The sequence below is a fragment of the Halomonas urmiana genome, from assembly GCF_005780185.1.
Taxonomy (GTDB): Bacteria; Pseudomonadota; Gammaproteobacteria; order Pseudomonadales; family Halomonadaceae; genus Halomonas; species Halomonas urmiana.
The window spans coordinates 1-25,743 of sequence record NZ_VBUI01000011.1 but is presented as its reverse complement, the minus strand read 5'-3'; the positions used below and the strand labels follow the sequence as shown (position 1 = coordinate 25,743).

The window sequence follows — 25,743 nt, the reverse complement described above, 5'->3', positions numbered from 1 at the left end:
ACCCATGCAGGCCCCTCGATTCTTGCATACTCTGCTGACCTCATCACTCCCCCTGGTCCATGCGAAACGCTTGCAGGCGCTGCTCGACACGGTGGGTGCCCTGCTAGGCGAGCGCCGCCTGGGCTTGACCGCCCTGGGACGTGCCTTGCCAGGACCCGTGGCGACCAAGCACACCATCAAGCGAGTCGATCGGTTGCTGGGTAATCATCATCTCCACCAGGAACGGCCTCTGTTTTACTGGCTCGTGGCGTCGCTGCTGATCGGCCACATGACCCGCCCGCTGATTCTGGTGGATTGGTCACCGATCGATGACCGCGGCCAACAGTTCCTGCTGCGCGCCGCGGTGCCCTTCGCCGGGCGCTCGCTGCCGATCTTCGAGAAGGTCCACCACAAGGAGGGCTGCCAACACTGTGAGGCATACTTGTTGGCGGCCCTGGCCGAGATACTGCCCGACACCGCCACGCCGATCCTGGTCACCGATGCGGGCTTTCGTAATCCCTGGTTCGAGGCGGTTGAGGCGCGTGGTTGGTACTACGTCGGCCGGGTGCGTAGCCCGGTTCGTTGCCAACTGCCAGGGCATGAGTGGCAGCCGGTGGTAGACCTGTTTCCGCAAGCGACATCGGTACCGCGGGCGCTGGGTTCCGTGCAAATTGCTGAGAGCAATCCACTGACCACCCGCCTGGTGCTCTACCATCGGCCGCCGCAGGGGCGCAAGCATCGCAACAAGCGCGGACAGGTCTCCCAGGATAGCCGCAGCCGAGCGATAGCCCAGCGCCAGAAGGAGCCCTGGGTGCTGGTCAGCAACCTGCCGGATCGCTCAACGTTGGCGAACAAGCTGGTCACTATCTACCGGCAGCGCATGCAGATTGAAGAAGGCTTCCGCGATATCAAGAGTCCCTTGTTCGGGCTGGGCTTCGGCATGCACCGGTCTCGCCAGGGCAAGCGCATCGAGATCTTGCTGCTGATCGCGATGCTGGCCAATGTGGCCATGATGGTGGCCGGCCTGCACGTTCGTGACAGCGGTCAACGGCAGCGCTACCAGAGCAACAGTATCCGGGACCGGAACGTGCTGTCCGTGTGGCGCTTGGGACTGGAGTGGCTGCGGCGTCACCCACCATGCGCCGTGCCCTGGCCCTCCTGGAAAGCGCTTCAAGCGAGTCTTCACGAGGAGGTCAAGAAGCAGGCATTATGCGACGAATAACACAGAATTCGTGGGGATCCGTCAGGATCTACTGCGAGATCCGATCTTTCGGCCAATTTCATTCGATCTGATTCGTTAAATAGCGCGCTATTCGCCTCATCAGATCGATAAACTTGTCTCGAAATCCGAATCTCTCGCGACGATCGGTCAAATCCGACAGGCTCCTAGGCGGGACGGCTTCCAGGGCGGCTTGTCCGAGTTTCCGCTCACTGCCTATAGTGAAGGTCACGCTTTTCCCCGGGAAAGAGGTGACGCATGAACCAACCCGCCGTATCCGCCCTGTTGGCCACCGACTGCAAGGTCGCCGATTTGTCGCTCGCCGACTGGGGCCGCCGCGAGATCCGCATTGCCGAGACCGAGATGCCGGCGCTGATGACCCTGCGCGAGCAATATCGCGATCAGCAGCCGCTGGCCGAGGCGCGTATCGCCGGCTGCATCCACATGACCATCCAGACCGCGGTGCTGATCGAGACCCTGGTGGCGCTGGGCGCCTCGGTGCGCTGGTCGTCGTGCAACATCTTCTCCACACAGGATCATGCCGCCGCCGCCATCGCCGCCGCCGGCATCCCGGTGTTCGCCTGGAAGGGCGAGACCGAGGTGGAGTTCTGGTGGTGCATCGAGCAGACCGTGGAGGGCCCCGACGACTGGACGCCCAACCTGGTGCTCGACGACGGCGGCGACCTGACGGCGCTGCTCCATGAGAAACGACCGGAGCTGCTCGACGCCATCCACGGCATCAGCGAGGAGACCACCACCGGCGTGCATCGCCTGCAGGAGATGTTGCGCGACGGCCTGCTGAGGGTGCCGGCGATCAACGTCAACGACGCCGTCACCAAGTCCAAGAACGACAACAAGTACGGCTGTCGCCACTCGCTGAGCGATGCGGTCAAGCGGGCCACCGACCACCTGCTGGCCGGCAAGCAGGCGCTGGTGGTGGGGTACGGCGACGTGGGCAAGGGCTCGGCCGCCTCGCTGCGTCAGGAAGGCATGATCGTGCGCATCGTCGAGATCGACCCGATCTGCGCCATGCAGGCCTGCATGGACGGCTTCGAGGTGGTCTCGCCCTACCGGAAGGGGATCAATCGGGGCGAGGCGAGCATCGATGGCGAGCTGCTCTCGCGCATCGACCTGGTGGTGACCGCTACCGGCAATATCCACGCCTGCGACGCGGCCATGCTCCAGGCCCTGAAGCGGGGGGCGGTGGTCTGCAACATCGGCCACTTCGACAGCGAGATCGACACCGCCTACATGCGTCGCCACTGGCACTGGGAAGAGGTGAAGCCCCAGGTGCACCAGATCTATCGCGACAGCAAGCCGGGGAAATTCGACCCCGACAGCCGCGACTACCTGATCCTGCTCTCCGAGGGACGCCTGGTGAACTTGGGCAACGCCACCGGCCACCCTTCCCGGGTGATGGACGGCTCCTTCGCCAACCAGGTGCTGGCGCAGATTCACCTCTTCGATGGCCGCTTCGCCGAACTGCCCGAGGGGGATCGCCGCGATGCCCTCGGCGTCACGGTGCTGCCGCGCCACCTGGATGAGGAGGTGGCGCGCTACATGGTGGAGGGCTTCGGCGGCGTGGTCACGCGCCTCACCGAGGAGCAGGCCGACTACACCGGCGTCCCCGTCGACGGCCCCTACAAGCCCGACGCCTACCGCTACTGATCACGAGAGCCCGGTCAGGCGCATCATCAGTGTCAGGTAGAGCGGGATCAGCAGCGGCGCGGCGAGGGTGGTGATCAGCACCGCTAGGGCGCCCTTCTCCGGGGCGATGCCGAGCTCCATGGCCACCACCACCACGTTAGCGGCCATGGGCACCACGCCGATCAGCAGCAGCGCCAGAGCGAGTTCGCCCGAGAGCGGGACGAGCGCCTGGAGCCCCATCACCCCGGCGAGCGCCAGCAGCGGCCAGAAGGCGTAGCGGATCGCCAGACAGGCGCCGATGAAGCGCCAGTCGAGCTGGCGAATGGTGACCCGACCGAGCGTCATGCCGATGATCATCATGCCGAGCAGGGTGTAGGTGGCGGGGAAGGCCGCCAGGCCCTCCATCACCGCGTCGGGCAGGGTGATATCCGCCCCGCTCACCAGCAGCGCGGCGAGGAAGGCGTAGATCAGCGGCAGCCGGACGATCTTGGCCAGGCTCTGGCGCACCGAGAACTGCCCCCGGGCGCTCAGGTAGAAGCCTACCGTGAACTCGTAGAGGGTCACTCCCAGCACGCCGAAGAGATAGAGCGTCACCCCCTGGGGCGGTAGCAGCACCAGCGCCACCGGCAGGCCGAAGTAGCCGGTGTTGCCGGTGCCGGAGGAGAAGGCCAGCAGGGCGCTCTCCTGGGGGGCGAAGCCGTGTCTCGCCAGGCGGTGGACGATCACGGCGATCAGGCTCGCCACCGCGAACAGCGCCGCGGTCAGCAGCAGATAGCCGGGCGTGGGGCCGCCCTGCACCAGGCCTCGGAAGAAGGTCAGCGGGGCAATCAGGTAGATCAGCAGGGTGGCGACGGGGCGCGGGTCCACCGCCAGGCGGCGGGCGGCCAGCCAGCCCAGGCCGATATAGGCGAGCAGGGTCCAGAGGGGGCCCATCAGGGTGCCGGGGTCGATCGGGGTCATGTCCTTCCTTGGCTCATGGGGGCGCTTGCGCCTCTCTGTATGAAAAGGATTGATGATGCGTCGCGTATCTTTCATTAGTCGGCGGATAAGCCAGGGGGCAGAATAGCCGCAATATGCACCGCTTTCATGAGGTCAGCCGATGAGTACGCAGGAACACCCGCTGGGGATCAGCTTCGAGTTCTTTCCGCCCAACACCGACGCTGGGCGCGAGAAGCTGGTCGGCGTCCGCGATGCCCTGGCCCGCCGCGCACCGCGCTTCTTCTCGGTCACCTACGGCGCCGGGGGCTCCACCCAGGCACGCACCCTGAATACCGTGCACATGGTGCGCGAGTCGGGCTTCACCACCGCGCCGCACCTCTCCTGCATCGGCAGCGACAAGGGCGCGCTGCGCGAGCTGCTGGCGCGCTACCGTGAGGACGGCATCGACAGCCTGGTGGCGCTGCGCGGCGATCTGCCCTCCGGCATGGGCGGGAGCGGTGTCGGCCAGCTGCGCTATGCCAACGAGCTGGTCGAGTTCATCCGCGAGGAGACCGGCGACCACTTCGAGATCGCCGTGGCCGCCTACCCCGAGTCCCACCCTCAGGCGCCGAACCTCGAACGCGACCTGGAGAACTTCGCCCGCAAGATGAAGGCCGGCGCCAACCTCGCCATCACCCAGTACTTCTTCAGCGCCGAGGCCTACTTCCACTTCGTCGAGCGGGCCCGCGCCCTGGGCGTCGAGGCGCCCATCGTGCCGGGCATCATGCCGATCACCAACTACGCCAAGCTGGCGCGCTTCTCGGACGCCTGCGGGGCCGAGATCCCGCGCTGGATCCGCAAGCAGCTCGAGGCCTACGGCGACGACAGCGAGGCGATCGCCGCCTTCGGCGAGGAGGTGATCTCGCGGCTCTGCCAGCGCCTGCTCGACGGCGGCGCGCCGGGCCTGCACTTCTATACCCTCAACCAGTCCGCGCCCTGCCTGCGTATCCTCGACAACATCACCGGCTGAGCGCAGCCCGGCTGACCCTGCCATGGCGCAACGCAACGGGCCCCGCCAATGGCGGGGCCCGTTGCGTTACAGGGGGCTCATGGTCAGCCGGTGGCGACGGCCTTGTCGCCCCCGCCGTGGCGGCCGCGCTGCAGGAAGAACATCAGCGCGCCGATGGCCAGCCCGGCGACGTCCGAGTAGATGCCGCCGTAGATCATGCAGACGGCGCCGATCAGCATCACCAGCCGCTGCCAGGCCTTGACCGGGCCGAAGAACCAGGCCTGGACGGTGGCGGCCAGCATCACGATGCCGAGTGTGGCGGTCACGCCCACGCGCAGGATCTGCAGCCAGGACCCCTCCATCAGCATCGCCGGGCTGTAGAAGAACATGAAGGGCACGATAAAGGCCGCCAGGCCGATCTTGAACGAGGCCACCGAGGTGCCCATGGCGTTGTCGCCGGAGATGCCCGCCGCCGCGTAGGAGGCCAGCGCCACCGGCGGGGTGATCGCCGAGACCACCGCGAAGTAGAACACGAAGAAGTGCGCCACCAGCGGCTGGATGCCGATGTTGATCAGGCCTGGGGCGACCACCGAGGCGGCCACCGCGTAGGCAGCGGTGGTCGGCATGCCCATGCCCAGCAGGATCGAGATCAGCATCGCGAAGACCAGCGCCAGCAGCTGGCTGACGCCGGCCAGGCCCAGCAGTAGCGAGGAGAAGCGCGCACCGACCCCGGTCAGCGAGATCACGCCGACGATCAGGCCGGCGCAGGCGCACACGGCGATGATCTGGATGGCCATGGTGCCGGCCAGCTGCAGCGCCCGCAGGATCGCCGGGATGCCCATCTTGTGGGGCGAGAACCAGCTCACCACGGCGGCCGAGGCGGTGGCCAGGGTGCCGGCGCGGATCACCGAATAGCCCATGAACAGCGCGGCGATGAGGATGATGATCGGCGCGAACAGGTAGACCTGCTTGATGAGCCTGGAGAACAGCGGGATCTCCTCCTTGCGCATGCCGCGCATGCCCTTGCGGGCTGCTTCGAAATCGACCATGCAATAGATCGACAGGAAGTAGAGGATGGCGGGGATCAGCGCCGCCACGGCGATCTCGGTGTAGGGAATGCCGGTGATCTCGGCCATGATGAAGGCGCCGGCGCCCATGATCGGCGGCATGATCTGTCCGCCGGTGGAGGCGGCGGCCTCGATGGCTCCGGCGCTTCTGGCCGGGTAGCCGACCTTCTTCATCAGCGGGATGGTCAGCGAGCCGGTGGAAACCACGTTGCCGGCGCTGGTGCCGTTGATCATGCCCATCAGGCCCGAGGCGAAGATCGACACCTTGGCGGGGCCGCCACGGGCCCGGCCGGCGGCGGCGAAGGCGAAGTTGACGAAGTAGTCACCGACCTTCGAGGCCTGCAGGAAGGCGGCGAAGATGATGAACAGGATGATGTAGGTCGAGGAGACCGCGGTGGTCGGCCCGAGGATGCCGGCGTCGGTATAGACCTGGCTGAAGAAGCGGCCCACCGAGAGCCCGGGGTAGCCGAGGAAACCCGGCAGGTAGGGGCCGGCGAAGACGTAGATCAGGAAGATGGCGGAGATCACCACCAGCGCCAGGCCGGCGACGCGACGCGTCAGCTCGAGGATCAGCAGCGAGCCGGCGATGGCGGCGTAGGAGATGCCCATCGGCGCGAAGGAGGTGCCGGTGGCGGCGCGCAGGGGGCTGTTGAACATCACCAGCAGGTAGCCGGCCACGGCCAGCGCACAGACCATCAGCACCAGGTCGGCCGGCGACAGGCGGTGGCGGAACTGGCGATAGCTCCAGGAGAGCAGGATGCCGGCCACGGTGGCGAGTATCAGCGGGTAGCCGAAGTGCCAGGCCTCGATCGCCGGATCGATGCGCATGGCGTCGCCGCTCATCGCCTGGTACATCATCACCACGCGCACCAGGGCATAGACGGCCGGGATCAGCAGCGCATAGCTCACCCAGGAGAGCCAGGCGGCGGAGCGACGATGCTCCTCGTCGGCGAAGCGCGTGCCGGCGTAGAGGCCGTAGCCGAGGATCAGCGCGCCGGCGATGTGCACGATGCGAAACGACCAGGTCTCCAGCGGATAGACGTTCAGCGAGATCAGGTGAAAGCTGGAGTAGGCGATGGCCAGGGCACCGAAGAGCAGCCACTGCCAGCCGGTATAGAGTCGCCGATTGGACTCCACGGCGGCGTCGTCGACGCCCTCGGCGTTGACCGTCTCGACGACGTCGTCATGCGGCGTGTCGTCACGGGATTCGGGGGTATGGGACATGGGGACACCCTTGAGGGGATGGCGGAGGAGCGCGGGAGCTACCCCGCACCGCCTTATCGTGGCGCGCTACGGGGCAGTCGGTCAGGTCAAAGGCTTACAGCTTCAGGTCGTCCGGGATCTCGTAACCATTCTCCTCGTACCAGCGCACGGCGCCCGGGTGGAACGGCAGTATCGTGTTGTACTTGATGTTCTCCGGGATGCTGGTCGCGGCGCTGCGGTGGACGTCGCGCATGCGATCGTTGTTCTCCATGCTCAGCTTGGTGACCTCGTAGATGAAGTCCTCCGGCAGGTCGCAGTTGGCGATGGTGAAGTTCCACATGGAGACGGCGCGGGCATCCTCCTCGAGGGTCTGGTAGGTGCTGGCCGGGATCTGGAACGCGGAGACCGGGAATTCCTCGAGCACGGTCTGCTGCTCTTCCTCGCTGAACTCGATGATGTTGACGTCGGTCTGCACCTCGAGCTGGCTGACGGCGGGGATCGGGATGCCGGCGGCGAAGGCGATGACGTCGATCAGGCCGTCCTGCAGCTGGCCGCCGAGGTCGGACCAGCCGCCGTTGCGGCGATCGAACTCCACGCCCAGGGTCTCGAGCATGGCCGGGAAGTAGGTGTCGGAGGTGGAGGCCGCCGGGCCGAAGCCGATGCGCGCGCCGTCCGGGATGTCGTCGATCGAGGTGATGCCGCTGTCGGCGAGGGCGGTGATCGAGAAGGGCGTCTCGTACATTGGGAAGAGCGCACAGACGTTGTCCATGGACAGGCCCGGGGCGAGTGGGCTCTCGCCGGCCAGCGCCTCGGCGGCCGGCCCCATGGTGGTCAGGCCCAGGGCGACATCGCCGCCATGCACCAGCGCCATGTTCTGGGTCGGGCCGCCGGTGACCTCGCCGCCGCCGGAGATGCCCAGCTCATCGGCGATCAGGTTGGCCCAGCCGGAGCCGTAGACGAAGTAGGTGCCGCCCTGGCTGGCGGTGCCCACGGTGAAGCTCTCGGGCCAGTCGCTGCGATCCGACTGGGCCGAGGCCGAGGCGGCGACCAGCAGGGTGCCGGCCAGCGTACCGGCCAGTGTGCCGACGAGGATCCGTGAGGTGGCGTTGCGCATGGCGTGTCTCCTGTTATGCGTTGCTCTTGTTGAGTGCCCGGGCGCTCGGTCCCGGTGCTGCATGCCATCGGCCCCAGTATGGTCACTGGTAGGGTGACCTGCCGTTATCCAGGCCGTTCTGGCATCAACGTCCTTATAGCGGCAATCGCCATGCCTGTTGTGGTTTATCTCTTTATATTCAGATTACTACGAAGATATTGTTCGACCTTAGTCGAAGCGGCTCAGGCGCCTCGAGGCCGGGATCCCGCACGGAACGGGCGTCGAGGTGTGCGGATATCCGCACGGCCGGGCGGGGCGCGGTGGGCGTCAGGCCGCGACGGCGGGGGGCGAAGCCAGCGCGGCGGTCAGGCGGCTGGCCTGGTGGAGGTCATTCATCAGCGAGGAGGCGAGCCAGGGATCCAGGCGCTGGTGGCGCAACCGTTCCGCCAGCTCGTGCTGCCAGTGGCGGCGCACCTCCTCAAGGGGCGCGCCGATATCGGCGGCGGTCGGGTCGTTGGCCAGCCGGTTGAGGCCTTCGGCCACGGCCAGGCGCAGGTCGTCGTGGGCCTCGCGCAGGGGGCTCGACGCCGCGGCATGGCGCAGCAGGCTGCGCTGCAGCACCTCGCCGAAGCGCACCGCCTCGACCAGGCGCAGCGTGCGGGCATAGAGGGCCTCGAGACGCGCCTCCTGGTCGTCGGTGAGGGGCAAGTCGATGCGCGAGTAGAAGTCGAGGATCTCCGCCATCAGCGGCTTGATGCGCTCGTGGTAGCGCGTGTTCACCGGTGGCCAGGCCTCGGGGTCGATGGGCGCCTCGATCACGGCGCGGCTGGGCGGATGGCCGATCACCTCGCCGCTCGGCACCAGCAGCGCCGAGCCGAGTAGGTGGTAGGTGCGCCGCTCCAGGCGCCGGCACTCCAGCGCGATGGCCGACAGCGCCGTGTCGGCGTGCTGCAGGGCCGTGGTGTCCAGATAGCGCGCCTGGGACGGGGCCAGTCGCGCCGGCTTGGGGAAGAGGCGCTCCAGGCGCGCCGCGAGCCGCGGGATGAAGGGCAGCATCAGGGCGATGCCGAGGCCATTGAAGAGGGTATGGAAGAGCGCCAGCTTCAGCGGCCAGGCGTCGGGGGCGAGCCCGATCAGCTGGGCGATCCGATCCACCAGCCCGGCCATCGGCAGCAGCAAGGCCAGGGCCACGGCCGCCGTGACCAGGTTGAAGATCACATGGGCCCCGGCCAGGCGGCGGCCGGCGATGCTGGCGCCGAAGGCGCCGATCACCGCGGTTACGGTGGTGCCGATGTTGGCGCCGATGGCGATGGCCAGCGCCGGCAGATAGGGCAACTGGCCGGAGGCCAGCGCGGTGAGGGTGATCAGCAGGGTGGCGTGGCTGGATTGCATGACCACGGTGGCCGTGACGCCGAACAGCACCAACAGCGGCCAGTGCCAGAGACGCTCGCCGGCCAGGCCATCGAGCGTCAGGTCGTCCTGCCAGGTCTCGAAGCCGAGCTTCATGAAGTCGATGCCGAGCAGCAGCAGGCCCACGCCGAGCAGCAGGCCGGCGAGACCGGCGCGACTGCCCTGCAGCAGCCGCGAGCCCAGCAGCCCCAGGGCCAGCAGCGGCATGGCGTACTGGGCGAGGCTCGCCTTCAGGCCGAGGCCGGCGATCAGCCAGGCGCCGGTGGTGGTGCCGAGGTTGGCGCCGAACAGCAGGGCAATGCCGGCTGGCAGCGCCACCAGTCCGGCGCCGACGAAGGACATCGCCAGCAGGGTGACCAGCGAGCTGGACTGCACCAGGGCGGTGGCCAGGGCGCCGACGCCGATGGCCCGCGAGGGGTGTCGGGTGGCGGCATGCAGCCAGCGGTCCAGGGTGCCGCCGGAGAGGCGCTTGATGGCCTCCTCCAGGTGGGTCATGCCCCACAGGAAGAGCCCCAGCCCGGCGGCCAGGGTGGCGATATCCAGTCGCGCGACCAGCAGGGCCGCCGCGGTGGCGAGCCCCAGCAGTTCCAGCATGGGGCGCCGGGCGGTGAGGGCCGCGCTCGCTCCCAGGCTCATGCGCGCCTCAGTGGCCCTTGGGGTCGAGGATCTTGACGGTCTGCAGGTCGGCGGTCTGCTGCTCCTCGCGCTCGCGATTGACCCGGGTCTCGATCTCGGGGAGCGCCTCGTCCTCGATGGGCAGCTGTTCGAAGAAATCGCAGCTGACGCAGTCGCGGTAGCGCACGCCGTTCTGCTCCCAGGCGCGGATGCGGTCCATCTCGGCGCAGCGTGGGCAGATGGCGCCGGCGATAAAGCGTTTCTGGGCGGTCATGAGGGGCTCCGGTTGATGGGGGCTGCGTTCAGGCGGCGCGGATGCGATACCCGTCTACATCGGCGCAGGGCGGGCAGATGGCGCCGGCGATGAAGCGCTTCCGGGTGGCCATGTGGCCTCCTGAAAGATGCGGTAAGGCGTGTTGAGGCGTCGGGGTAAGACGATGCGGCGATGCCGTCATTCTACCTCGACGCGGCGCGCCGGGGTTGCCCGGCGCGCCGATGCGATGATGCCGTTCAGGCGGCGCGGATGCCGCTATGGCGCAGCAGGGGCTCGACGCTGGGCTCGCGGCCGCGGAAGGCGCGGAACAGCTCGGCGGCGTCGCGGGAGCCGCCGCGCTCGAGGATCTCGGTGCGGAAGCGCCGCCCGGTCTCGGGATCGAAGATGCCGGCCTCCTCGAAGGCGCTCCAGGCATCCGCCGAGAGCACTTCGGCCCACTTGTAGCTGTAGTAGCCCGCCGCATAACCGCCGGCGAAGATATGCCCGAAGCCGTTCTGGAAGCGGTTGAAAGCGGCCCGCGGCACCACGGCGACGGCGTCGCGTACCGCGTCGAGCAGCGTCTGGATCTCGGCGGCCGAGGGGGCGGCGTACTCCCGGTGCAGGCGGAAGTCGAACAGCGAGAACTCCAGCTGGCGCACCATGCCCATGGCGGACTGGAAGTTCTTGGCCGCGATCAGCTTCTCGAACAGCGCCTCGGGCAGCGGCTCGCCGGTGTCGACGTGGGCGGCGATCAGGTCCAGGCCCTCGCGCTCCCAGCAGAAGTTCTCCATGAACTGGCTGGGCAGCTCCACGGCGTCCCAGGCCACGCCGTTGATGCCGGAGATGTCGGCGACGGTCTGGCGCGTCAGCATGTGGTGCAGGCCGTGGCCGAACTCGTGGAAGAGGGTGGTGACCTCGTCGTGGGTCAGCAGCGCCGGGGCGTCGCCGACCGGGCGGGTGAAGTTGCAGGTCAGGTAGGCCACCGGCAGCTGGACCTCTCCGGCCTCCAGGCGACGCACCCGGCACTCGTCCATCCAGGCGCCGCCGCGCTTGCCCTCGCGGGCGTAGAGGTCGAGGTAGAAGCCGGCGATGGGCGTGCCCTGCTCCAGGATCTGGAAGTAGCGCACATCGGGGTGATAGCGGGGCGCCGTCTCGTCCTCCACGAAGCTGACCTCGTAGAGCCGCTCGACCACCCGGAACAGGCCGTCGACCACCTGGGGGGCGGGGAAATAGGGACGCAGCTGCTCATCGGAGATGGCGTAGCGCGCCTCGCGCAGCTTCTCGCTGGCGAAGCCCACGTCCCAGGGCTCGAGCGCCGCCATGCCCAGTTCGTCACGGGCGAAGGCGGCGAGCTCCGCGTACTCCTCGCGGGCCTGGGGCACGGCCCGCGCGGCCAGATCCTCGAGGAAGGTGATCACTTGCTCCGGGGACTCGGCCATCTTGGTGGAGAGCGAATAGTCGGCGTAGTCGCCGAAGCCCAGCAGCTCGGCGAGCTCATGGCGCAGGGCGAGGATCTCCTCCATTACCGGGGCGTTGTCGTATTCGCCGGCGTTGGGGCCTTGGTCCGAGGCGCGGGTAACGAAGGCGGTGTAGACCTCCTGGCGTAGCGCGCGATCCTCGGCGTAGGTCATCACCGGGAAGAAGCTCGGGAAGTCCAGGGTGATGCGATAGCCGGAGAGCCCCTTGGCCTCGGCGTTGGCCTTGAGGGTCGCCAGGGCGCTCTCGGGCAGCCCGGCAAGCCGGGCGTCATCGGCGAGGTCCAGGTGCCAGGCCTGAGTGGCGTCCAGCAGCTGGTTGGAGAAGGTGTTGGAGAGCTCGGAGAGACGCGCCTTGATCTCACCGTAGCGGTGCTTCTGCGCGGTGGGCAGGTCGACGCCGGCCAGGCGGAAGTCGCGCAGGGCGTTCTCCACGGTGCGACGCTGGCCCTCGTCGAGCTCGGCCCAGGCCGGGCCATTGCGCAGCGCCTGCCAGGCGCGGAAGAGCCCCTCGTGCTGGCCGATCCAGGTGCTGTAGTCGGAGAGCTGGCCCAGGCAGGCCTGGTAGGCCTCGCGCAACTCGGGACTGTTCATGGTGCCGTTGAGGTGCGAGACCGGCGACCAGGCGCGGGCCAGCCGATCGTTGAGGGCCTCCAGCGGTGCGGCCAGGCTCTCCCAGGTCGGGGGCGTCTGCTCGGCGTTTGCCACGAGCGACTCGATGGCCGCGCGATTCTCGGCCAGCAGTGCATCCATGGCCGGCACCACATGCTCGGGCCGGATCGCGTCGAAGGGGGGCAGGTCGTGGGCGTCGAGCAGGGGGTTGCGGGGCATGCGCACCTCGAATCGGGAATGAAGGATGTGTCGTAGATGCGGGCGGTCGTGCCGGCTTTCAATATGCTAGGCTTGCGCCCTTTTCAGGCTCGCAGGGTGTGACCGATGAACGAGACGCTGGAACGCTGGGGCACGAGACGCGCCTTCATCCTGGCAGTGACCGGAGCGGCGGTGGGGCTGGGCAACATCTGGCGCTTTCCCTACATCACCGGAGAGAACGGCGGCGCCGTCTTCCTGCTTCTCTACGTGGCCTTCGTGCTGCTGCTGGGGCTGCCGATGATGATGGCCGAGATCCTGGTCGGCCGGGCCGGGCGGCGCAGCCCCATGCAGTCGATCGGCCACTTGGCTACCCAGGCCGGCGCCTCGCGTCACTGGCGCTGGCTGGGGCTCTTCGGCGCCTTCACGGTCTTCTGCATTCTCTCCTTCTACTCGGTCGTCTCGGGCTGGTCCATCGAATTCCTGGTGGCATCAATCAACGGCGACTTCGTGGGGCGCAGCGCGGTCGAGATCGGCGCCAGTTTCGATGCCTTCCTCGCCGACCCCGGGCGGCTGACCTTCAACCACACCCTGTTTCTGGTGATGACCATGCTGGTGGTCGCCGCCGGGGTGACCAAGGGGCTCGAGAAGCTCAACAACCTGCTGATGCCGATGCTCTACGCGCTATTGCTGGTGCTGGCGGGCTATGCCGCCACCACCGAGGGCTTCGGCCCGGCGCTCACCTGGCTGTTCCTGCCCGACGTCTCGGCGGTCACTCCCCTGGTGATGCTGCAGGCGATGGGCCATGCCTTCTTCACCCTGGCGGTGGGCGCCTGCGCGCTGATGGCCTACGGCGCCTACATGCCCGACCACCAGAGCCTGCCCCGCGCCGCCGCGGCGGTGGCGGTGCTCGACGTGGCGGTGGCGCTGCTCGCCGGCATCGCCATCTTCTCGGTAGTGTTCGCCCAGGGCATGGACCCCGGCGAGGGGCCGGGGCTGATGTTCGTGACACTGCCGGTGGCCTTCGCCGAACTGCCCGGCGGGCCGCTGTGGCTGTCGCTGTTCTTCCTGCTGCTGCTGCTGGCGACCTGGACCTCCTCGATCAACCTCGCCGAGCCGATGGTCGCCACCCTACAGGGCTGGGGGCTCAAGCGCGGCCAGGCGTCCGCCGCGGTGGGGATCGCGGTCTGGGGGCTGGGCATGCTCTCGGTGCTCTCCTTCTCGAGCCTGGCCGAGACCCGGGTACTGTTCGGCATGAACCCCTTCGAGCTGGTCAGCACCATCCCGCCGGAGATCTTCCTGCCGCTGGGCGGGCTGCTGATCGCGGTGTTCGCCGCCTGGGTGATGCCCGAGCAGGCCGCCCTGCGGGCGCTGGATGCTGGTCCCAACGGCTTCCGGTTCTGGCGCGCGCTGCTGCGCTGGGTGTCGATCCCGCTGACGCTGGTAGTATTGGGAGCCGGACTGATCTAAGCCAGCCTGATCTGACAACACGAGGTGAACAATGAGCGAGGCAAAGTGCCTGCGGCCCTGGCAGGGCCATGAGCCGCAGCTGGGCGAGCGGGTCTACATCGACCCGGCCTGCATGGTGCTGGGCGACGTGGTGCTGGGCGACGACTGCTCGGTGTGGCCGATGACGGTGATCCGCGGCGACATGCACCGCATCCGCATCGGCGCGCGGGTCAGCGTCCAGGACGGCAGCGTGCTGCACATCACCCACGCCAGCGACTTCAACCCCGACGGCTTCCCGCTGACCATCGGCGACGACGTGACCATCGGTCACAAGGCGATCCTGCACGGGGCCACCCTGGGCAGCCGCATTCTGGTCGGCATGGGGGCCATCGTCATGGATGGCGCCGTGGTCGAGGACGAGGTGATCATCGCCGCCGGGGCCGTGGTGACGCCCGGCAAGCACCTGGAAAGCGGCCACGTCTACGCCGGCAATCCGGCCAGGGCGCTGCGGCCGATCAAGGAGAAGGAGCGTGCCTTCTTCCCCTACACCGCCGGCAACTATGTAAAGTTGAAGGACGAGTACCTCGCGGCCCTGGATTGAGCCGCCAAGCGATTGTTCTATCGAGCCATTCTGGGCAATAATATGGACGTTTATCCAGTTCATCGAGGCGCCCGGGATGGCCAATTTCCGTACCCATATCAGTACCGCCGCGGGAGGTGGCGTGCTCCTGGCCCTGGCCGGCTGGCAGGCCGCGCTGTGGACCCCCGGCCAGGCCTTGCCGCTGGCGGTGCTGGTGGCCTTCGGTGGCGTCCTGCCCGACATTGATTCCGACCACTCCCATGCCGTAAGGCTGATCTTCGGCGTGATGGCCGTGCTGGTCGTGGTGGCCGGGGCGCTGCTGTTGAGTCCCTGGCTGAATCTGGGGGCGCTGCTGGTGGCCTGCGGTGGCCTCTACATCGGGGTGCGCTACGTCCTGAGTCCGATCTTCAAGCGCTTCTCCGTGCATCGTGGCATCTGGCACTCACTGCTGGCCGCGGGCCTGTGCGGGCTGGCCACCAGCGCGGGCAGCTACCGCCTGCTGGAACTGGAGGCCGAGCTGGCCTGGGCCCAGGGCCTGGCGCTGGTGCTGGGCTGCTGCATCCATCTGCTGCTTGACGAGCTGTACAGCGTCGACCTCACCGATGCGCGCCTGAAGCGCTCCTTCGGCAGTGCCTTCAAGCTGTTCGCTTACCGTGAACCGCTGAACTCTGGGCTCATGCTGCTGCTGGCCATCGCCCTCACGCCCTGGCTGCCGCCCTGGGGGCCGCTGCGCGAGTTGCTGCTTCAGAGCGCCTCGCTCTGGCGATAGTCCTCGGCCTTGAGGTCGTACTTCCTGAGTTTGTCGTAGAGGGTCTTGCGGGGCAGACCGAGCTGCTCGCAGGCCTCGGAGACCCGGCCGCGATGGCGGGCCAAGGCCTGGTCGATCAGGCTCTTCTCGAACAGCTCCACCTGCTGGGGCAGCGCCAGGTCGCCGGTATCGTGGCCCACGCCCCGCAGCAGAGCGTCGAGGCGATAGTCGCAGGTGGCGCCGAGCAGTACATAGCGCTCGGCGAGGTTCCTGAGCTCGCGCACGTTGCCCGGCCAGTCGTGGGCGAGTAGCACCGAGATCCCGCCGGCATCCACCGGCGGCGCCTCCAGCCCGCTGCGGTTGGCGGCCACCACGGCGAAATGCTGGAACAGCAGCGGGATGTCCTCGCGGCGGTCGCGCAGCGGGGGGATCGGCAGGGTGACCACCTCGAGCCGGTAGTAGAGGTCCTCGCGGAAGCGGCCCGCTTCGGCCGCGGCCTTGAGATCGACCTTGGTGGCGGCGATCACCCGCAGGTCCAGCGGCACCGGTACGTTGGCGCCGAGGCGCTCGACGGAGCGCTCCTGCAGCACGCGTAGCAGCTTGACCTGCAGGGCCAGCGGCATCGACTCGATCTCGTCGAGGAACACCGTGCCGCCCTCGGCGTGCTCGAACTTGCCGATGCGCCGCTCCACGGCTCCGGTGAAGGCGCCCTTCTCATGGCCGAACAGTTCCGACTCGATGATGCTCTCGGGCACCGCGCCGCAGTTGATGGCCACGAAAGGGCGTCCGCTGCGGCGGCTGCGCTCGTGGATGGCCCGAGCCACCAGGTCCTTGCCGGCCCCGGTCTCGCCGAACAGTAGCACGTCGGTCTCGACCTGGCTGATGCGCTGAACCATCGAGGCGAGGCGCTGAATGGCCGGGGTGCGGCCCACCAGGCGCGGCCCCGGCGCCGACTGCTGGGCTTCGAGCTCGGCCTTGAGGGCGCGGTTCTCCAGGCTCAGGCGGCGCTTGTCGACGCCGCGGCGGACCATTTCGACCAGCCGTTCGCCGGGGAAGGGCTTCTCGAGGAAGTCCCAGGCGCCCTCGCGCATCGCCTCCACGGCCGTGGAGATATCGCCGTGGCCGGTGATCAGGATCACCGGCAGGTCGGGGTCGCGGCTTCTCACCTCGCGCAGCAGCGCCATGCCGTCCATGCCGGGCATGCGGATGTCGCTGACGACCACCCCGGGGAAGTCCGGGGTCAGGGCCGCCAGGGCGGCCTCGGCGCTATCGAAGGCCTGCGGGGCGTAGCCGGCCAGCTCGAGGGTCTGGCCGGCGGTGATGCGCAGGTGCGCCTCATCGTCGATGATCATCACCGGGAGGGTCGCCGGGTCATGCATGGGTATCGTGCTCCTTGGTCCGTGGCTCGCCGGTGCCGGCCGCACGGGGCAGGGTAATGGTGAAGCGGGCGCCGCCGCCGGGGGCCCGGTCCGCCGTCAGCTCGCCGCCCAGGTCGTCGATGATGCGCGCCGAGATCGAGAGACCCAGCCCCAGGCCGTTGCCCGGCGACTTGGTGGTGAAGAAGGGCTCGAAGATCTGCCCGAGGTGCTCGGCGGCGATGCCGGGGCCGTTGTCGGTGACACGGATCCTCACCGTCTCGCCGGCCGGCTCGATGATCAGGCGTAGCCGCGGTGCCGGCGTCTGGCTCATGGCCTGCAGGGCGTTGCCGATCAGGTTGACCAGCACCTGCTCCAGGCGCACCAGGTCGGCGCGCACCCAGGCCTCGGCCTCAGGCCAGTCGCGTTCGACCGCGACGCCGCTTTCGCGCAGCCGTGACTGGAAGAGGCGCAGGGCGTAGTCGAAACAGGCCGGGACCGACACGCTGGTGGGCCGGTCGCCGCTCTTGCGCGAGAACTGGCGGAGCTGGGCACTGATCTCCGCCATGCGCTCGGTGAGCTCGATGATCTGCGCCAGGTTGCCGCTCGTCGCCTCGATGCGACCGCGTTCGAGGAAGGCGCTGGCGTTCTCGGCATAGGCACGAATCGCCGCCAGGGGCTGGTTGAGCTCGTGGTTGATGCCCGCGGCAAGCTGTCCGAGTACGGCCAGCTTGGCCGCCTGGATGAGTTCGTCGCGGGTCTGGCGCAGGCGCTCCTCGGCCAGCCGGCGCTCCTCGATCTCACCGGAGAGTCGCTCGTTGGTCTCGACCAGGTCGCGGGTGCGGCGCTGGACGTTGCGCTCCAGCTCGTCGCGGGCCCGGGCCAGGGTGCGGCGCTCGCGCTCGGCGAACTGCTCGCGCTCGCGGCGCAGCCGCAGGCGCTGCCAGCCGATGCCGCCGGCCAGCACCACCACGCCATAGAGGCCACCGGCCAGCAGGGCGGCCAGCCACTGGGCCTGGGTCACCGGGGCCAGCGAAGTGAGGATCTGCATCCGCCAGCCGAAGTCCGGCATGGCGCGCGACAGCCCGAGGAACTCGGTATCGGCCAGCGGGCCGTGCTGAAAGCCGATCCGCTGGCCGACGTCCTCGCGGCCATCGAGAAATTCGATGCCGGAGGCGGCGAGGGGCTCGTCGGCGTAGCGGCGGGTCGCCAGCAGCGCCTGGCGCGCCTCGCCGGAGAGCGGCCGCAGGGCCTTCATGCGCAGCTCCGGGCGGCTGGCCATGAAGATGATGTCGTCGCCGTCGATGACCAGCAGCTCGGCGTCCTGCTCGGCCCAGCCCGCCTCCACGGTATCGAGCAGCACCTTCACCACCATGACGCCATCGGCGCTGGCGTCGGGGTCGGTCTCCTCCAGCCACACCGGCGCCGAGAAGTAGTAGCCGCGCTCGCGGGACTGCACGCCGAGGCCGTAGAAGCGCCCGGGACGGCCGGCGATCGCCTCCTGGAAATAGCGGCGGAAGGCGTAGTTCTGGCCGATGAAGGTCTTGGGGCGATGCCAGTTGCTGGCCGCCAGGGTGTCGCCGTGGCGGTCGAGCAGGTAGACGTCGGAGACCCCGGCGGTGGCGCGGAAGCGGTCCAGCAGGCGGTTGAGCGGCATCGCGTCCTGGGCCTCGGGAGCGGCCAGGAAGCGCTTGACCATCTCGCGGGAGGCGAGCAGTTCGGGGAGGTAGTCGTGACGCGACAGGTGGCCGACCAGGCCCTCGGCGGAGAGCCTCAGCTCGTTCTCGGCGTCCTGGCGCAGTTGCGCCAGGGCCTGGTCGCGGGCCAGCTGGGCGGCCTGCCACATGGCGAGCACGAGCCCCAGCAGGGCCAGCACCCAGAGCAGGCGGCGAACGCCGCGGCCGCGAGGCGATGTCGGCATGACCGGGGCCTCAGTGGGAGTCGGCGGGCATGACCTGGGAGCGGCGCAGGGCGCGCTGGGCCCGGGTCTCGGCGCGCTCGACCTCGAGCAGGCTCTCCTCGACGAACACCAGGTGCTCGTGGGCCCTGGCCCGGGCGTCTTCGGCGCGCCCCTCGAGGATGGCGTCGAGCAGGGCGCGGTGCTGTTCCATCAGCCGTGGGCGTGACTCGGGCTTCTCGAACAGGTGGGCCAGGTTGTCGACGATGCTCTTCTCCAGCAGGTGGAAGATCCCGCGGATGGTGTGCAGCAGCAGGACGTTGTGGGCCGATTCGGCGATGGCCATATGGAAGGCCGCATCGGCACGTGCCTCCAGCACCGGGTCGTGGCCCTTGAAACAGGCCTCGAGCTCCTCGAAGCGCGAGATCAGCAGCGCCTTGTCGGTGGGCGTGGAGCGCAGCGCAGCGTAGTAGGCGGAGATGCCCTCCATGGCATCGCGGAACTCCAGCAGGTCGAGATGGAACTCGCCGTGACGGGCGAGCATCTCCAGCAGCGGGTCGCTGTAGCCGCTGTTGAGCTCCTCGCTGATGAAGGTGCCGCCGCCCTGCCGGCTGGTCAGCAGCCCGCGGGCCGAGAGTTTCTGGATGGCCTCGCGCAGGGAGGGTCGCGAGACGCCGAAGCGCTCGGCCAACTCGCGCTCCGGCGGCAGGCGCTGGCCGGGTCGCAGGCTGCCCTCGAGGATCAGGGCCTCGAGACGCTCGGTGATGACGTCGGCGAGGCGCGGCTGCTGGACGGGGTGGTAGGCCATGGTGGGCGCTCCGTGAAACGTGGCGAGAATCGGCATGGTAAAGGGGACGAATTGGTATTACCAAACGTGGCGATCAACCTCGCCGCCAGACGTCTCGACGTTGTGAGGTTTCTTGCGCTGCGTCAAAGGCTTAGGTCGGGCATTGAAAAGGGTATACCAAAGTATAGGGGGGTTGAGCTGTCCAGTGGGGGTGTCAGGTTTGACACTGGGATCGGCGCCTCATACTGTGCGCCAATACCTTAGAGTCAATTGGTTTTACCAATTTACCAACGTCTGGATGGCCACCGTCTGGATCAACGAGCTCAGCGCGGCGCTGCCACGAGGTGTGCGCTGCCCAGGACCCTGCCCATGACGCCAGTCAAGCTCTACCCGCCCAAGCCCGAGAAGGTCTACTTCTTCGGCACCTGCCTGATCGACCTCTTCTATCCCGAGGCCGGCCTCGACGGCATTCGCCTGCTCGAACGCGAGGGCATCGAGGTGCTCTTCCCCGAGGACCAGACCTGCTGCGGCCAGCCGGCCTACACCTCCGGCTACCAGCACGAGGCGCGCGCCGTGGCGGCGGCCCAGCTCGACCTCTTCCCCGAGCCCTGGCCGATCGTGGTGCCCTCCGGCTCCTGCGGCGGCATGATGCGCACCCACTATCCCCAGCTGTTCGCCGGCACCGGCGAGGAAGCCCAGGCCAGTGAGGTCGCCGGGCGCGTCTTCGAGCTGACCGAGTTCCTGGTGCATGTCTGCCACCTGAGGCTCGATGATCGCGGCGCGCCGGAGAAGGTGGCCATGCACACCTCCTGCAGCGCACGGCGCGAGATGGGGCTGGCCGAGACCGGCCCGGCATTGCTCGCCCAGCTGGGCGAGGTCGAGCTCGTCGAGCAGGCGCGCCCGGCCGAGTGCTGCGGCTTCGGCGGCACCTTCGCCGTTCGCCATCCCGAGGTCTCCGCGGCGATGGTCGAGGACAAGACTCAGGCCATCGAAGCGGCCGGGGCCGAGCGCTTCGTCACCTCCGACTGCGGCTGCCTGATGAACATCGGCGGGCGCTTCGCGCACCAGCAGAAGGCCGTGACCGGCGAGCACATCGCCAGCTACCTGTGGCGGAGGTCCTCATGAGCGTACCGACTCCGGGTGTCCAGACCTATACCCCCCGCGAATTCCATCGCCAGGCCCACGACGCCCTGGGCAACCCCCAGATCCGGGCCAACTTCCGCAGCGCCATGGATGGGCTGATGGCCAAGCGCCGCGACGTCTTCGGCGACTGGGACTTGGAGGCCCTGCGCGAGCTGGGTGCCAACATCCGCCTGCGGGCGCTGGCGAAGCTGCCCGACCTGCTCGAGCAGCTGGAGACCAACTGCCAGGCCAACGGCATCCGCGTGCACTGGGCCGAGGACGGCGAGCAGGCCTGCCGGATCATCCGCGAGCTCTGCGAGGCGCGCGAGGCCAAGGCGGTGATCAAGGGCAAGTCGATGGTCACCGAGGAGATGCACCTCAACGCCCACCTCGAGGCAGCGGGCATCGAGGCGCTGGAGTCCGATCTCGGTGAGTACCTGGTGCAGCTCAATGAGCAGACCCCCTCGCACATCATCATGCCGGCGATCCACCTCAATACCGACGAGATCGCCGGCATCATGCACGACAAGACTGGCATCGAGCGGACCCGGGACGTCGATACCATGACTGCGGCGGCCCGCTCCCAGCTGCGCGAGCGCTTCATGTCGGCGGACGTCGGCATCTCGGGCGTGAACTTCGCGGTCGCCGAGACCGGCACCCTGTGCCTCGTCGAGAACGAGGGCAACGGCCGGATGACCACCACGGTGCCGCCGGTGCACATTGCCGTGACCGGCATCGAGAAGGTGGTCGAGCAGCTGCGCGACGTGCCGCCGCTCTACGCCCTGCTCTCGCGCTCGGCCACCGGCCAGCACGTGACCACCTACTTCAACATGATCAGTGCGCCCCGCCAGTCGGACGAGCATGACGGTCCCGAGGAGGTGCACCTGGTGCTGGTCGACAACGGCCGCTCGAACATCTATCAGGACGACGAGCTGCTCGACACCCTGCGCTGCATCCGCTGCGGCGCCTGCATGAACCACTGCCCGGTCTACACCCGAGTCGGCGGCCACACCTACGGCACCACCTATCCGGGCCCCATCGGCAGCATCCTGATGCCGCACCTGATGGGCCTCGAGGAGACCAAGGACCTGCCCACGGCCTCCAGCCTGTGCGGCGCCTGCGGCGAGGTCTGCCCGGTCAAGATCCCGATTCCCGACCTGCTGGTACGCCTGCGCCAAGAGTCGGTGGGCGAGGGTCGCGGCAACGTGCCCGGCGCCGGCGCCAAGCGCACCCGCAAGGAGGCCGCGGCCTGGAAGGGCTTCCAGTGGCTGGCCACCCATCCCGCCGCCTGGCGGGGCGGCACGGCGGTGGCCGGCAAGCTGCGGGCGCTGGCGCCCTCGAGGCTAGGCGTCTGGACCGACCATCGCAGCGCGCCCAAGCCGGCCGGCACCACGCTGCACGCCCTGGTGAAGCGGCACCGCGCCGGCAAGGACGCCGACCAGGACACCGGTAATACCACGGGGAACACCAAGGGAGACAACGGCTCATGAGTGCGCGCGAGACCATCCTCAAGCGGCTGCGCGAGCGCGCCGACGGCCCGCTCACCGCCCCCGAGAGCGACTTCGCCGTCGTGACCGGGCGCGACTGGAGCGCCGAGGAGCGCCTGGCGCGCTTCGAGCGGCTGATCACCTCGGTGCATGGCGAGGTGGTGCACGTCACCCGGGACGACTGGACCCGGGCGCTGGCCAAGCTGCTATCCGACAGGGGCGTGAATCGCCTGGCGCTGGGGCGCGAGCACCCGGTGGCCGCCGAGGCGCGCGCGGCCCTGGTTGATACCGAGGTCGAGCTGGTTGATGTCGACCGCGACATCGAGACCTGGCAGCGCGAGCAGTTCGACCGAGTCGATGCCGGCCTGACTTCGGTGGGCGGCGCGATCGCCGAGACCGGCAGCCTGTGGCTCTGGCCGACCCCGGACGAGCCGCGCCGGCTCAGCCTGGTGCCGCCCGTGCATATCGCCGTGCTGGAGGCCGACGCCATCGAGGACACCTTCTTCGACGTCATCGAGTCCCGTGGCTGGGCCGGCGGCATGCCCACCAACGCCCTGCTAATCTCGGGGCCGAGCAAGACGGCGGACATCGAGCAGACCCTGGCCTACGGCGTCCACGGCCCGCGGGAGCTCATCGTCCTCGTCCGCCATGCCGGCGCCGCGGCGGGAGATGCGGGGGGCACGGCATGACGGAAGCGACCCCCTGGCGCGACCTGAAGGCGGCGCTTTCGGCGTCGATCCCCGCCGAGCGACTGATCGACGATCCGCTGCGCACCCTGGCCTACGGCACCGATGCCAGCTTCTACCGGCTGATTCCGGGGCTGGTGGTGCGCCCCGAGAGCGAGGCGGAGCTGCAGCGCACCCTGGCCGAGTGTCGGGCGCGCCGGCTGCCGGTGACCTTTCGCGCCGCCGGGACCTCGCTCTCCGGCCAAGCGGTGACCGACTCGGTGCTGATCCAGCTGGGCCGCGGCTGGCGCGACCACGCGATCCTCGACGACGGGCGGGCAATTCGCCTGCAGCCCGGGGTCATCGGGGCCCGCGCCAACCAGCTGCTGGCCCCGTTCGGTCGCAAGATCGGGCCCGACCCGGCCTCGATCGCCAGCTGCATGGTCGGCGGCATCGCCGCCAACAACGCCTCGGGGATGTGCTGCGGTACCGCCCAGAACAGCTACCGCACGGTACGCGACATCCGCGTGATCCTGGCCGACGGCAGTCTGCTCGACACCGCCGATGCCGAGAGCGTCACCGACTTCCGGGCCTCCCACGGCGAGCTGCTGGCCGGGCTCGAGCGCCTCGCCGCCCAGACCCGGGGCAATGAGGCCCTCGCCGAGAAGATCCGCCACAAGTACCGGCTCAAGAACACCACCGGCTACGCCCTCAACAGCCTGGTCGACTTCACGGACGGCATCGAGATCCTCAAGCACCTGATGATCGGCTCCGAGGGCACCCTGGGCTTCATCAGTGCCATCACCTACGACAGCGTGGTCGACGAGCCCCTGAAGGCCGCGGCCCTGGCCTTCTTCCCCGACATGGGCACGACCTGCCGGGCGACCATCGCGCTCAAGCAGGCGCCGGTCTCCGCGGTGGAGCTGATGGACCGCGCCGCGCTGCGCTCGGTGCAGGACCAGCCGGGGATGCCCGCGGTGCTGAAGACACTGCCCGAGGGGGCGGCGGCACTGCTGATCGACGTGCGCGGCAACGACGAGGCCGAGCTCGAGGAGCGCATGCAGGCGGTACAGGCGACCCTCGAGGGCATCCAGACCCTGGAGCCTGTCACCTTCACCGGCGAGGCCGACACCTACGCCCTCTACTGGAAGATCCGCAAGGGGCTCTTTCCGGCGGTAGGGGCGGTGCGCGAGGTCGGCACCACGGTGATCATCGAGGACGTGGCCTTCCCCATCGAGCGGCTCGACGAGGGCGTGCTGGCGCTAACCGACATCTTCCATCGCCACGGCTACCGCGACGCCATCCTCTTCGGCCACGCCCTGGAGGGGAACCTGCACTTCGTCTTCCCCCAGGGGTTCGAGAAGCCCGGCGAGGTGGAACGCTATCAGGCGCTGATGGACGAGGTGGCCGCGCTGGTCGGCGTGGAGTACGGCGGCTCGCTCAAGGCCGAGCACGGCACCGGGCGCAACATGGCACCCTATGTGGAGCTGGAATGGGGGCCCGATGCCTATGCGCTGATGTGGGAGATCAAGGCGCTCTTCGATTCCGGCAACTTGCTCAATCCCGAGGTGATCCTCAGCCGCAACCCGACCTTGCACCTGGAGAACCTCAAGCCCCTGCCGGCAGCCGACGAGATCGTCGACAAGTGCATCGAGTGCGGCTTCTGCGAGGCGGTCTGCCCGTCGAAGGACCTGACCCTCACCCCGCGCCAGCGCATCGTCATCGCCCGGGAGCTGGCGAGGCTCGAGGCGCTGGGCGCGTCGTGCAGCGCCGAGGACGAGGCGCGCCTGGCCGCTCTGCGCGAGGACTATCGCTATGCGGGCGACGAGACCTGCGCCGCCGACGGCCTCTGCTCCACCCAGTGCCCGGTGGGCATCAATACCGGCGACCTGGTGCGCGGGATGCGCCACGAGCGAGCCGCCGGCACGGCCGGGGTCGCGCGGCGCATCGGGCGCCACTTCTCGGGCGCGACCCGCGTGGCCCGGGGCGGGCTCAACGCGGCCGGCGCGGCCAGGACCCTGCTCGGCACCGATCTGATGGCCAAGGCCAGCAGTGGGGCGCGCCGCCTGAGCGGCGATCGCCTGCCTCAGTGGAGCCCGGCCTTGCCCGGGGCGGCGTCGATTCGGGTGCTGGAGCGGGTGTCGTCGGGCGATGCCTCGCGAGACAAAGTGGTCTACCTGCCTTCCTGTGCCACCCGCATCTTCGGCGCCGACCATGACGACAAGGTCGAGCGGCGCTCGGTGATGGAGATCACCCTGGCGCTGCTCGACAAGGCGGGCTTCGAGGTCATCCTCCCGGAGATGATCGGCCACCTCTGCTGCGGCATGGCCTTCCAGTCCAAGGGGCAGTTCGAGGAGGCGACTCACAAGGGTCGTGAGCTCAATCGCGAACTGCTGGTGGCGAGCCAGAACGGCCGCTATCCGGTGCTCTGCGACACCAGCCCCTGCACCCTGCAGATGCGCGAGCATCTCGACGAACGACTCGAGATGCTGGAACCGGTCGCCTTCGCCCATGATCACCTGCTGCCGAGGCTCGCCGTCACGCCGGTGGACGAGCGGGTCGCCGTGCATGTGACCTGCTCGAGCACCCGCATGGGGCTGGCCGACAAGTTCGTCGGTCTGGCGAGGGCCTGTGCGCGGGAAGTGGTGGTGCCGGCGGAGATCACCTGCTGCGGCTTCGCCGGTGACAAGGGCTTCACGACGCCGGAGCTGAATGCCTCCGCGCTGGCGGGGTTGGCCGACCAGGTGGCCGACTGCAGCGCCGGCTACTCCAATTCGCGTACCTGCGAGATCGGCCTGACTGAGCACGGCGGTATCCCCTATCGCTCGATCCTCTCGCTGCTCGATCGGGCCAGTGGCGCGCCGTGAAAGGTGCTCCCCGAGGATAAGCGCGGCGAGTGCTGAGAGCGTGGCGTGAGAGTGGCACCCCGGGGTGCCGTGTCACCGCCGCGTCACGCTC

The 25,743-nt window shown here is 68.6% G+C and carries 19 protein-coding genes; 10 read left to right on the top strand and 9 right to left on the bottom strand.

Going from position 1 to position 25,743, the window contains the following annotated elements; all coding sequences use genetic code 11:
* Positions 1-4 precede the first annotated feature (4 nt).
* Together FEI13_RS08375 and ahcY are read left to right on the top strand one after the other, a co-directional pair.
* Positions 5-1,201: an IS4 family transposase gene (locus FEI13_RS08375; protein ID WP_138181092.1), complete on the top strand. Its 1,197-nt coding sequence runs from the start codon at positions 5-7 to the stop codon at positions 1,199-1,201.
* Between the two features lie 255 nt (positions 1,202-1,456).
* On the top strand, positions 1,457-2,866 hold the full coding sequence (gene ahcY, locus FEI13_RS08370) for an adenosylhomocysteinase (RefSeq protein WP_138181091.1): 1,410 nt from the start codon (positions 1,457-1,459) through the stop codon (positions 2,864-2,866).
* On the opposite strand, the gene FEI13_RS08365 is transcribed toward ahcY, so the two are convergent.
* Positions 2,867-3,805: an AEC family transporter gene (locus FEI13_RS08365; RefSeq protein ID WP_138181090.1), complete on the bottom strand. Its 939-nt coding sequence runs from the start codon at positions 3,803-3,805 to the stop codon at positions 2,867-2,869. It lies immediately after the preceding gene.
* Between the two features lie 139 nt (positions 3,806-3,944).
* On the opposite strand from FEI13_RS08365, the gene metF reads away from it, so the two are divergent.
* Positions 3,945-4,793 (top strand): methylenetetrahydrofolate reductase [NAD(P)H], encoded by an 849-nt coding sequence (gene metF / locus FEI13_RS08360; RefSeq protein ID WP_138181089.1) that lies wholly within the window; start codon positions 3,945-3,947, stop codon positions 4,791-4,793.
* 83 nt (positions 4,794-4,876) lie between these two features.
* Here metF and FEI13_RS08355 read toward each other — a convergent pair whose 3' ends face one another.
* The 5 genes from FEI13_RS08355 to prlC form a co-directional block, all read right to left on the bottom strand.
* On the bottom strand, positions 4,877-7,063 hold the full coding sequence (locus tag FEI13_RS08355; protein WP_138181088.1) for a TRAP transporter permease: 2,187 nt from the start codon (positions 7,061-7,063) through the stop codon (positions 4,877-4,879).
* A gap of 94 nt (positions 7,064-7,157) precedes the next feature.
* On the bottom strand, positions 7,158-8,156 hold the full coding sequence (locus FEI13_RS08350) for a TAXI family TRAP transporter solute-binding subunit (protein WP_138181087.1): 999 nt from the start codon (positions 8,154-8,156) through the stop codon (positions 7,158-7,160).
* Positions 8,157-8,462: 306 nt separating this feature from the next.
* Entirely contained in the window at positions 8,463-10,181 is a 1,719-nt protein-coding gene (locus FEI13_RS08345; RefSeq protein WP_138181086.1) for a Na/Pi cotransporter family protein, read from the bottom strand.
* A 7-nt stretch (positions 10,182-10,188) separates the two neighbouring features.
* Positions 10,189-10,434 (bottom strand): YheV family putative zinc ribbon protein, encoded by a 246-nt coding sequence (locus FEI13_RS08340; protein ID WP_138181085.1) that lies wholly within the window; start codon positions 10,432-10,434, stop codon positions 10,189-10,191.
* Between the two features lie 236 nt (positions 10,435-10,670).
* Entirely contained in the window at positions 10,671-12,719 is a 2,049-nt protein-coding gene (gene prlC, locus FEI13_RS08335) for an oligopeptidase A (protein WP_138181084.1), read from the bottom strand.
* Between the two features lie 105 nt (positions 12,720-12,824).
* On the opposite strand from prlC, the gene FEI13_RS08330 reads away from it, so the two are divergent.
* From FEI13_RS08330 to FEI13_RS08320, 3 genes are all read left to right on the top strand, one after another.
* Complete coding sequence (locus tag FEI13_RS08330; RefSeq protein WP_138181083.1) at positions 12,825-14,165, top strand: sodium-dependent transporter; 1,341 nt, start codon at positions 12,825-12,827, stop codon at positions 14,163-14,165.
* Positions 14,166-14,196: 31 nt separating this feature from the next.
* Positions 14,197-14,745: a gamma carbonic anhydrase family protein gene (locus tag FEI13_RS08325; RefSeq protein ID WP_138181082.1), complete on the top strand. Its 549-nt coding sequence runs from the start codon at positions 14,197-14,199 to the stop codon at positions 14,743-14,745.
* Positions 14,746-14,821: 76 nt separating this feature from the next.
* Positions 14,822-15,493, top strand: a complete 672-nt coding sequence (locus tag FEI13_RS08320) for a metal-dependent hydrolase (protein WP_138181081.1) — start codon at positions 14,822-14,824, stop codon at positions 15,491-15,493.
* Here FEI13_RS08320 and FEI13_RS08315 read toward each other — a convergent pair.
* From FEI13_RS08315 to FEI13_RS08305, 3 genes are read right to left on the bottom strand one after another with little or no spacing between them, the layout of a single operon-like run.
* Positions 15,469-16,851 carry a sigma-54-dependent transcriptional regulator gene (locus FEI13_RS08315; protein WP_138181080.1) on the bottom strand — a complete coding sequence of 461 codons (1,383 nt, stop codon included), beginning with the start codon at positions 16,849-16,851 and terminating at the stop codon, positions 15,469-15,471. The two genes, FEI13_RS08320 and FEI13_RS08315, sit on opposite strands and share 25 nt — an antisense overlap.
* A complete protein-coding gene (locus tag FEI13_RS08310; RefSeq protein ID WP_138181079.1) occupies positions 16,844-18,748 on the bottom strand; it encodes a sensor histidine kinase in 1,905 nt (634 codons plus the stop codon). The genes FEI13_RS08315 and FEI13_RS08310 overlap by 8 nt, the downstream gene beginning before the upstream one ends.
* A 10-nt stretch (positions 18,749-18,758) precedes the next feature.
* Complete coding sequence (locus tag FEI13_RS08305; RefSeq protein ID WP_138181078.1) at positions 18,759-19,532, bottom strand: GntR family transcriptional regulator; 774 nt, start codon at positions 19,530-19,532, stop codon at positions 18,759-18,761.
* Positions 19,533-19,880: 348 nt separating this feature from the next.
* Here FEI13_RS08305 and FEI13_RS08300 point away from each other — a divergent pair, with 348 nt between their 5' ends.
* From FEI13_RS08300 to FEI13_RS08285, 4 genes are read left to right on the top strand one after another with little or no spacing between them, the layout of a single operon-like run.
* The gene (locus tag FEI13_RS08300) at positions 19,881-20,636 is read left to right on the top strand and encodes a (Fe-S)-binding protein (protein WP_138181077.1); all 756 of its coding nucleotides are present in this window, start codon (positions 19,881-19,883) and stop codon (positions 20,634-20,636) included.
* The gene (locus tag FEI13_RS08295) at positions 20,633-22,123 is read left to right on the top strand and encodes a LutB/LldF family L-lactate oxidation iron-sulfur protein (protein ID WP_138181076.1); all 1,491 of its coding nucleotides are present in this window, start codon (positions 20,633-20,635) and stop codon (positions 22,121-22,123) included. The genes FEI13_RS08300 and FEI13_RS08295 overlap by 4 nt, the downstream gene beginning before the upstream one ends.
* Positions 22,120-22,809: a LutC/YkgG family protein gene (locus FEI13_RS08290; RefSeq protein WP_138181075.1), complete on the top strand. Its 690-nt coding sequence runs from the start codon at positions 22,120-22,122 to the stop codon at positions 22,807-22,809. Before FEI13_RS08295 ends, FEI13_RS08290 begins: the two co-directional genes overlap by 4 nt.
* Entirely contained in the window at positions 22,806-25,652 is a 2,847-nt protein-coding gene (locus tag FEI13_RS08285; RefSeq protein WP_138181074.1) for an FAD-binding and (Fe-S)-binding domain-containing protein, read from the top strand. Before FEI13_RS08290 ends, FEI13_RS08285 begins: the two co-directional genes overlap by 4 nt.
* The last annotated feature ends 91 nt before the right edge of the window (positions 25,653-25,743 follow it).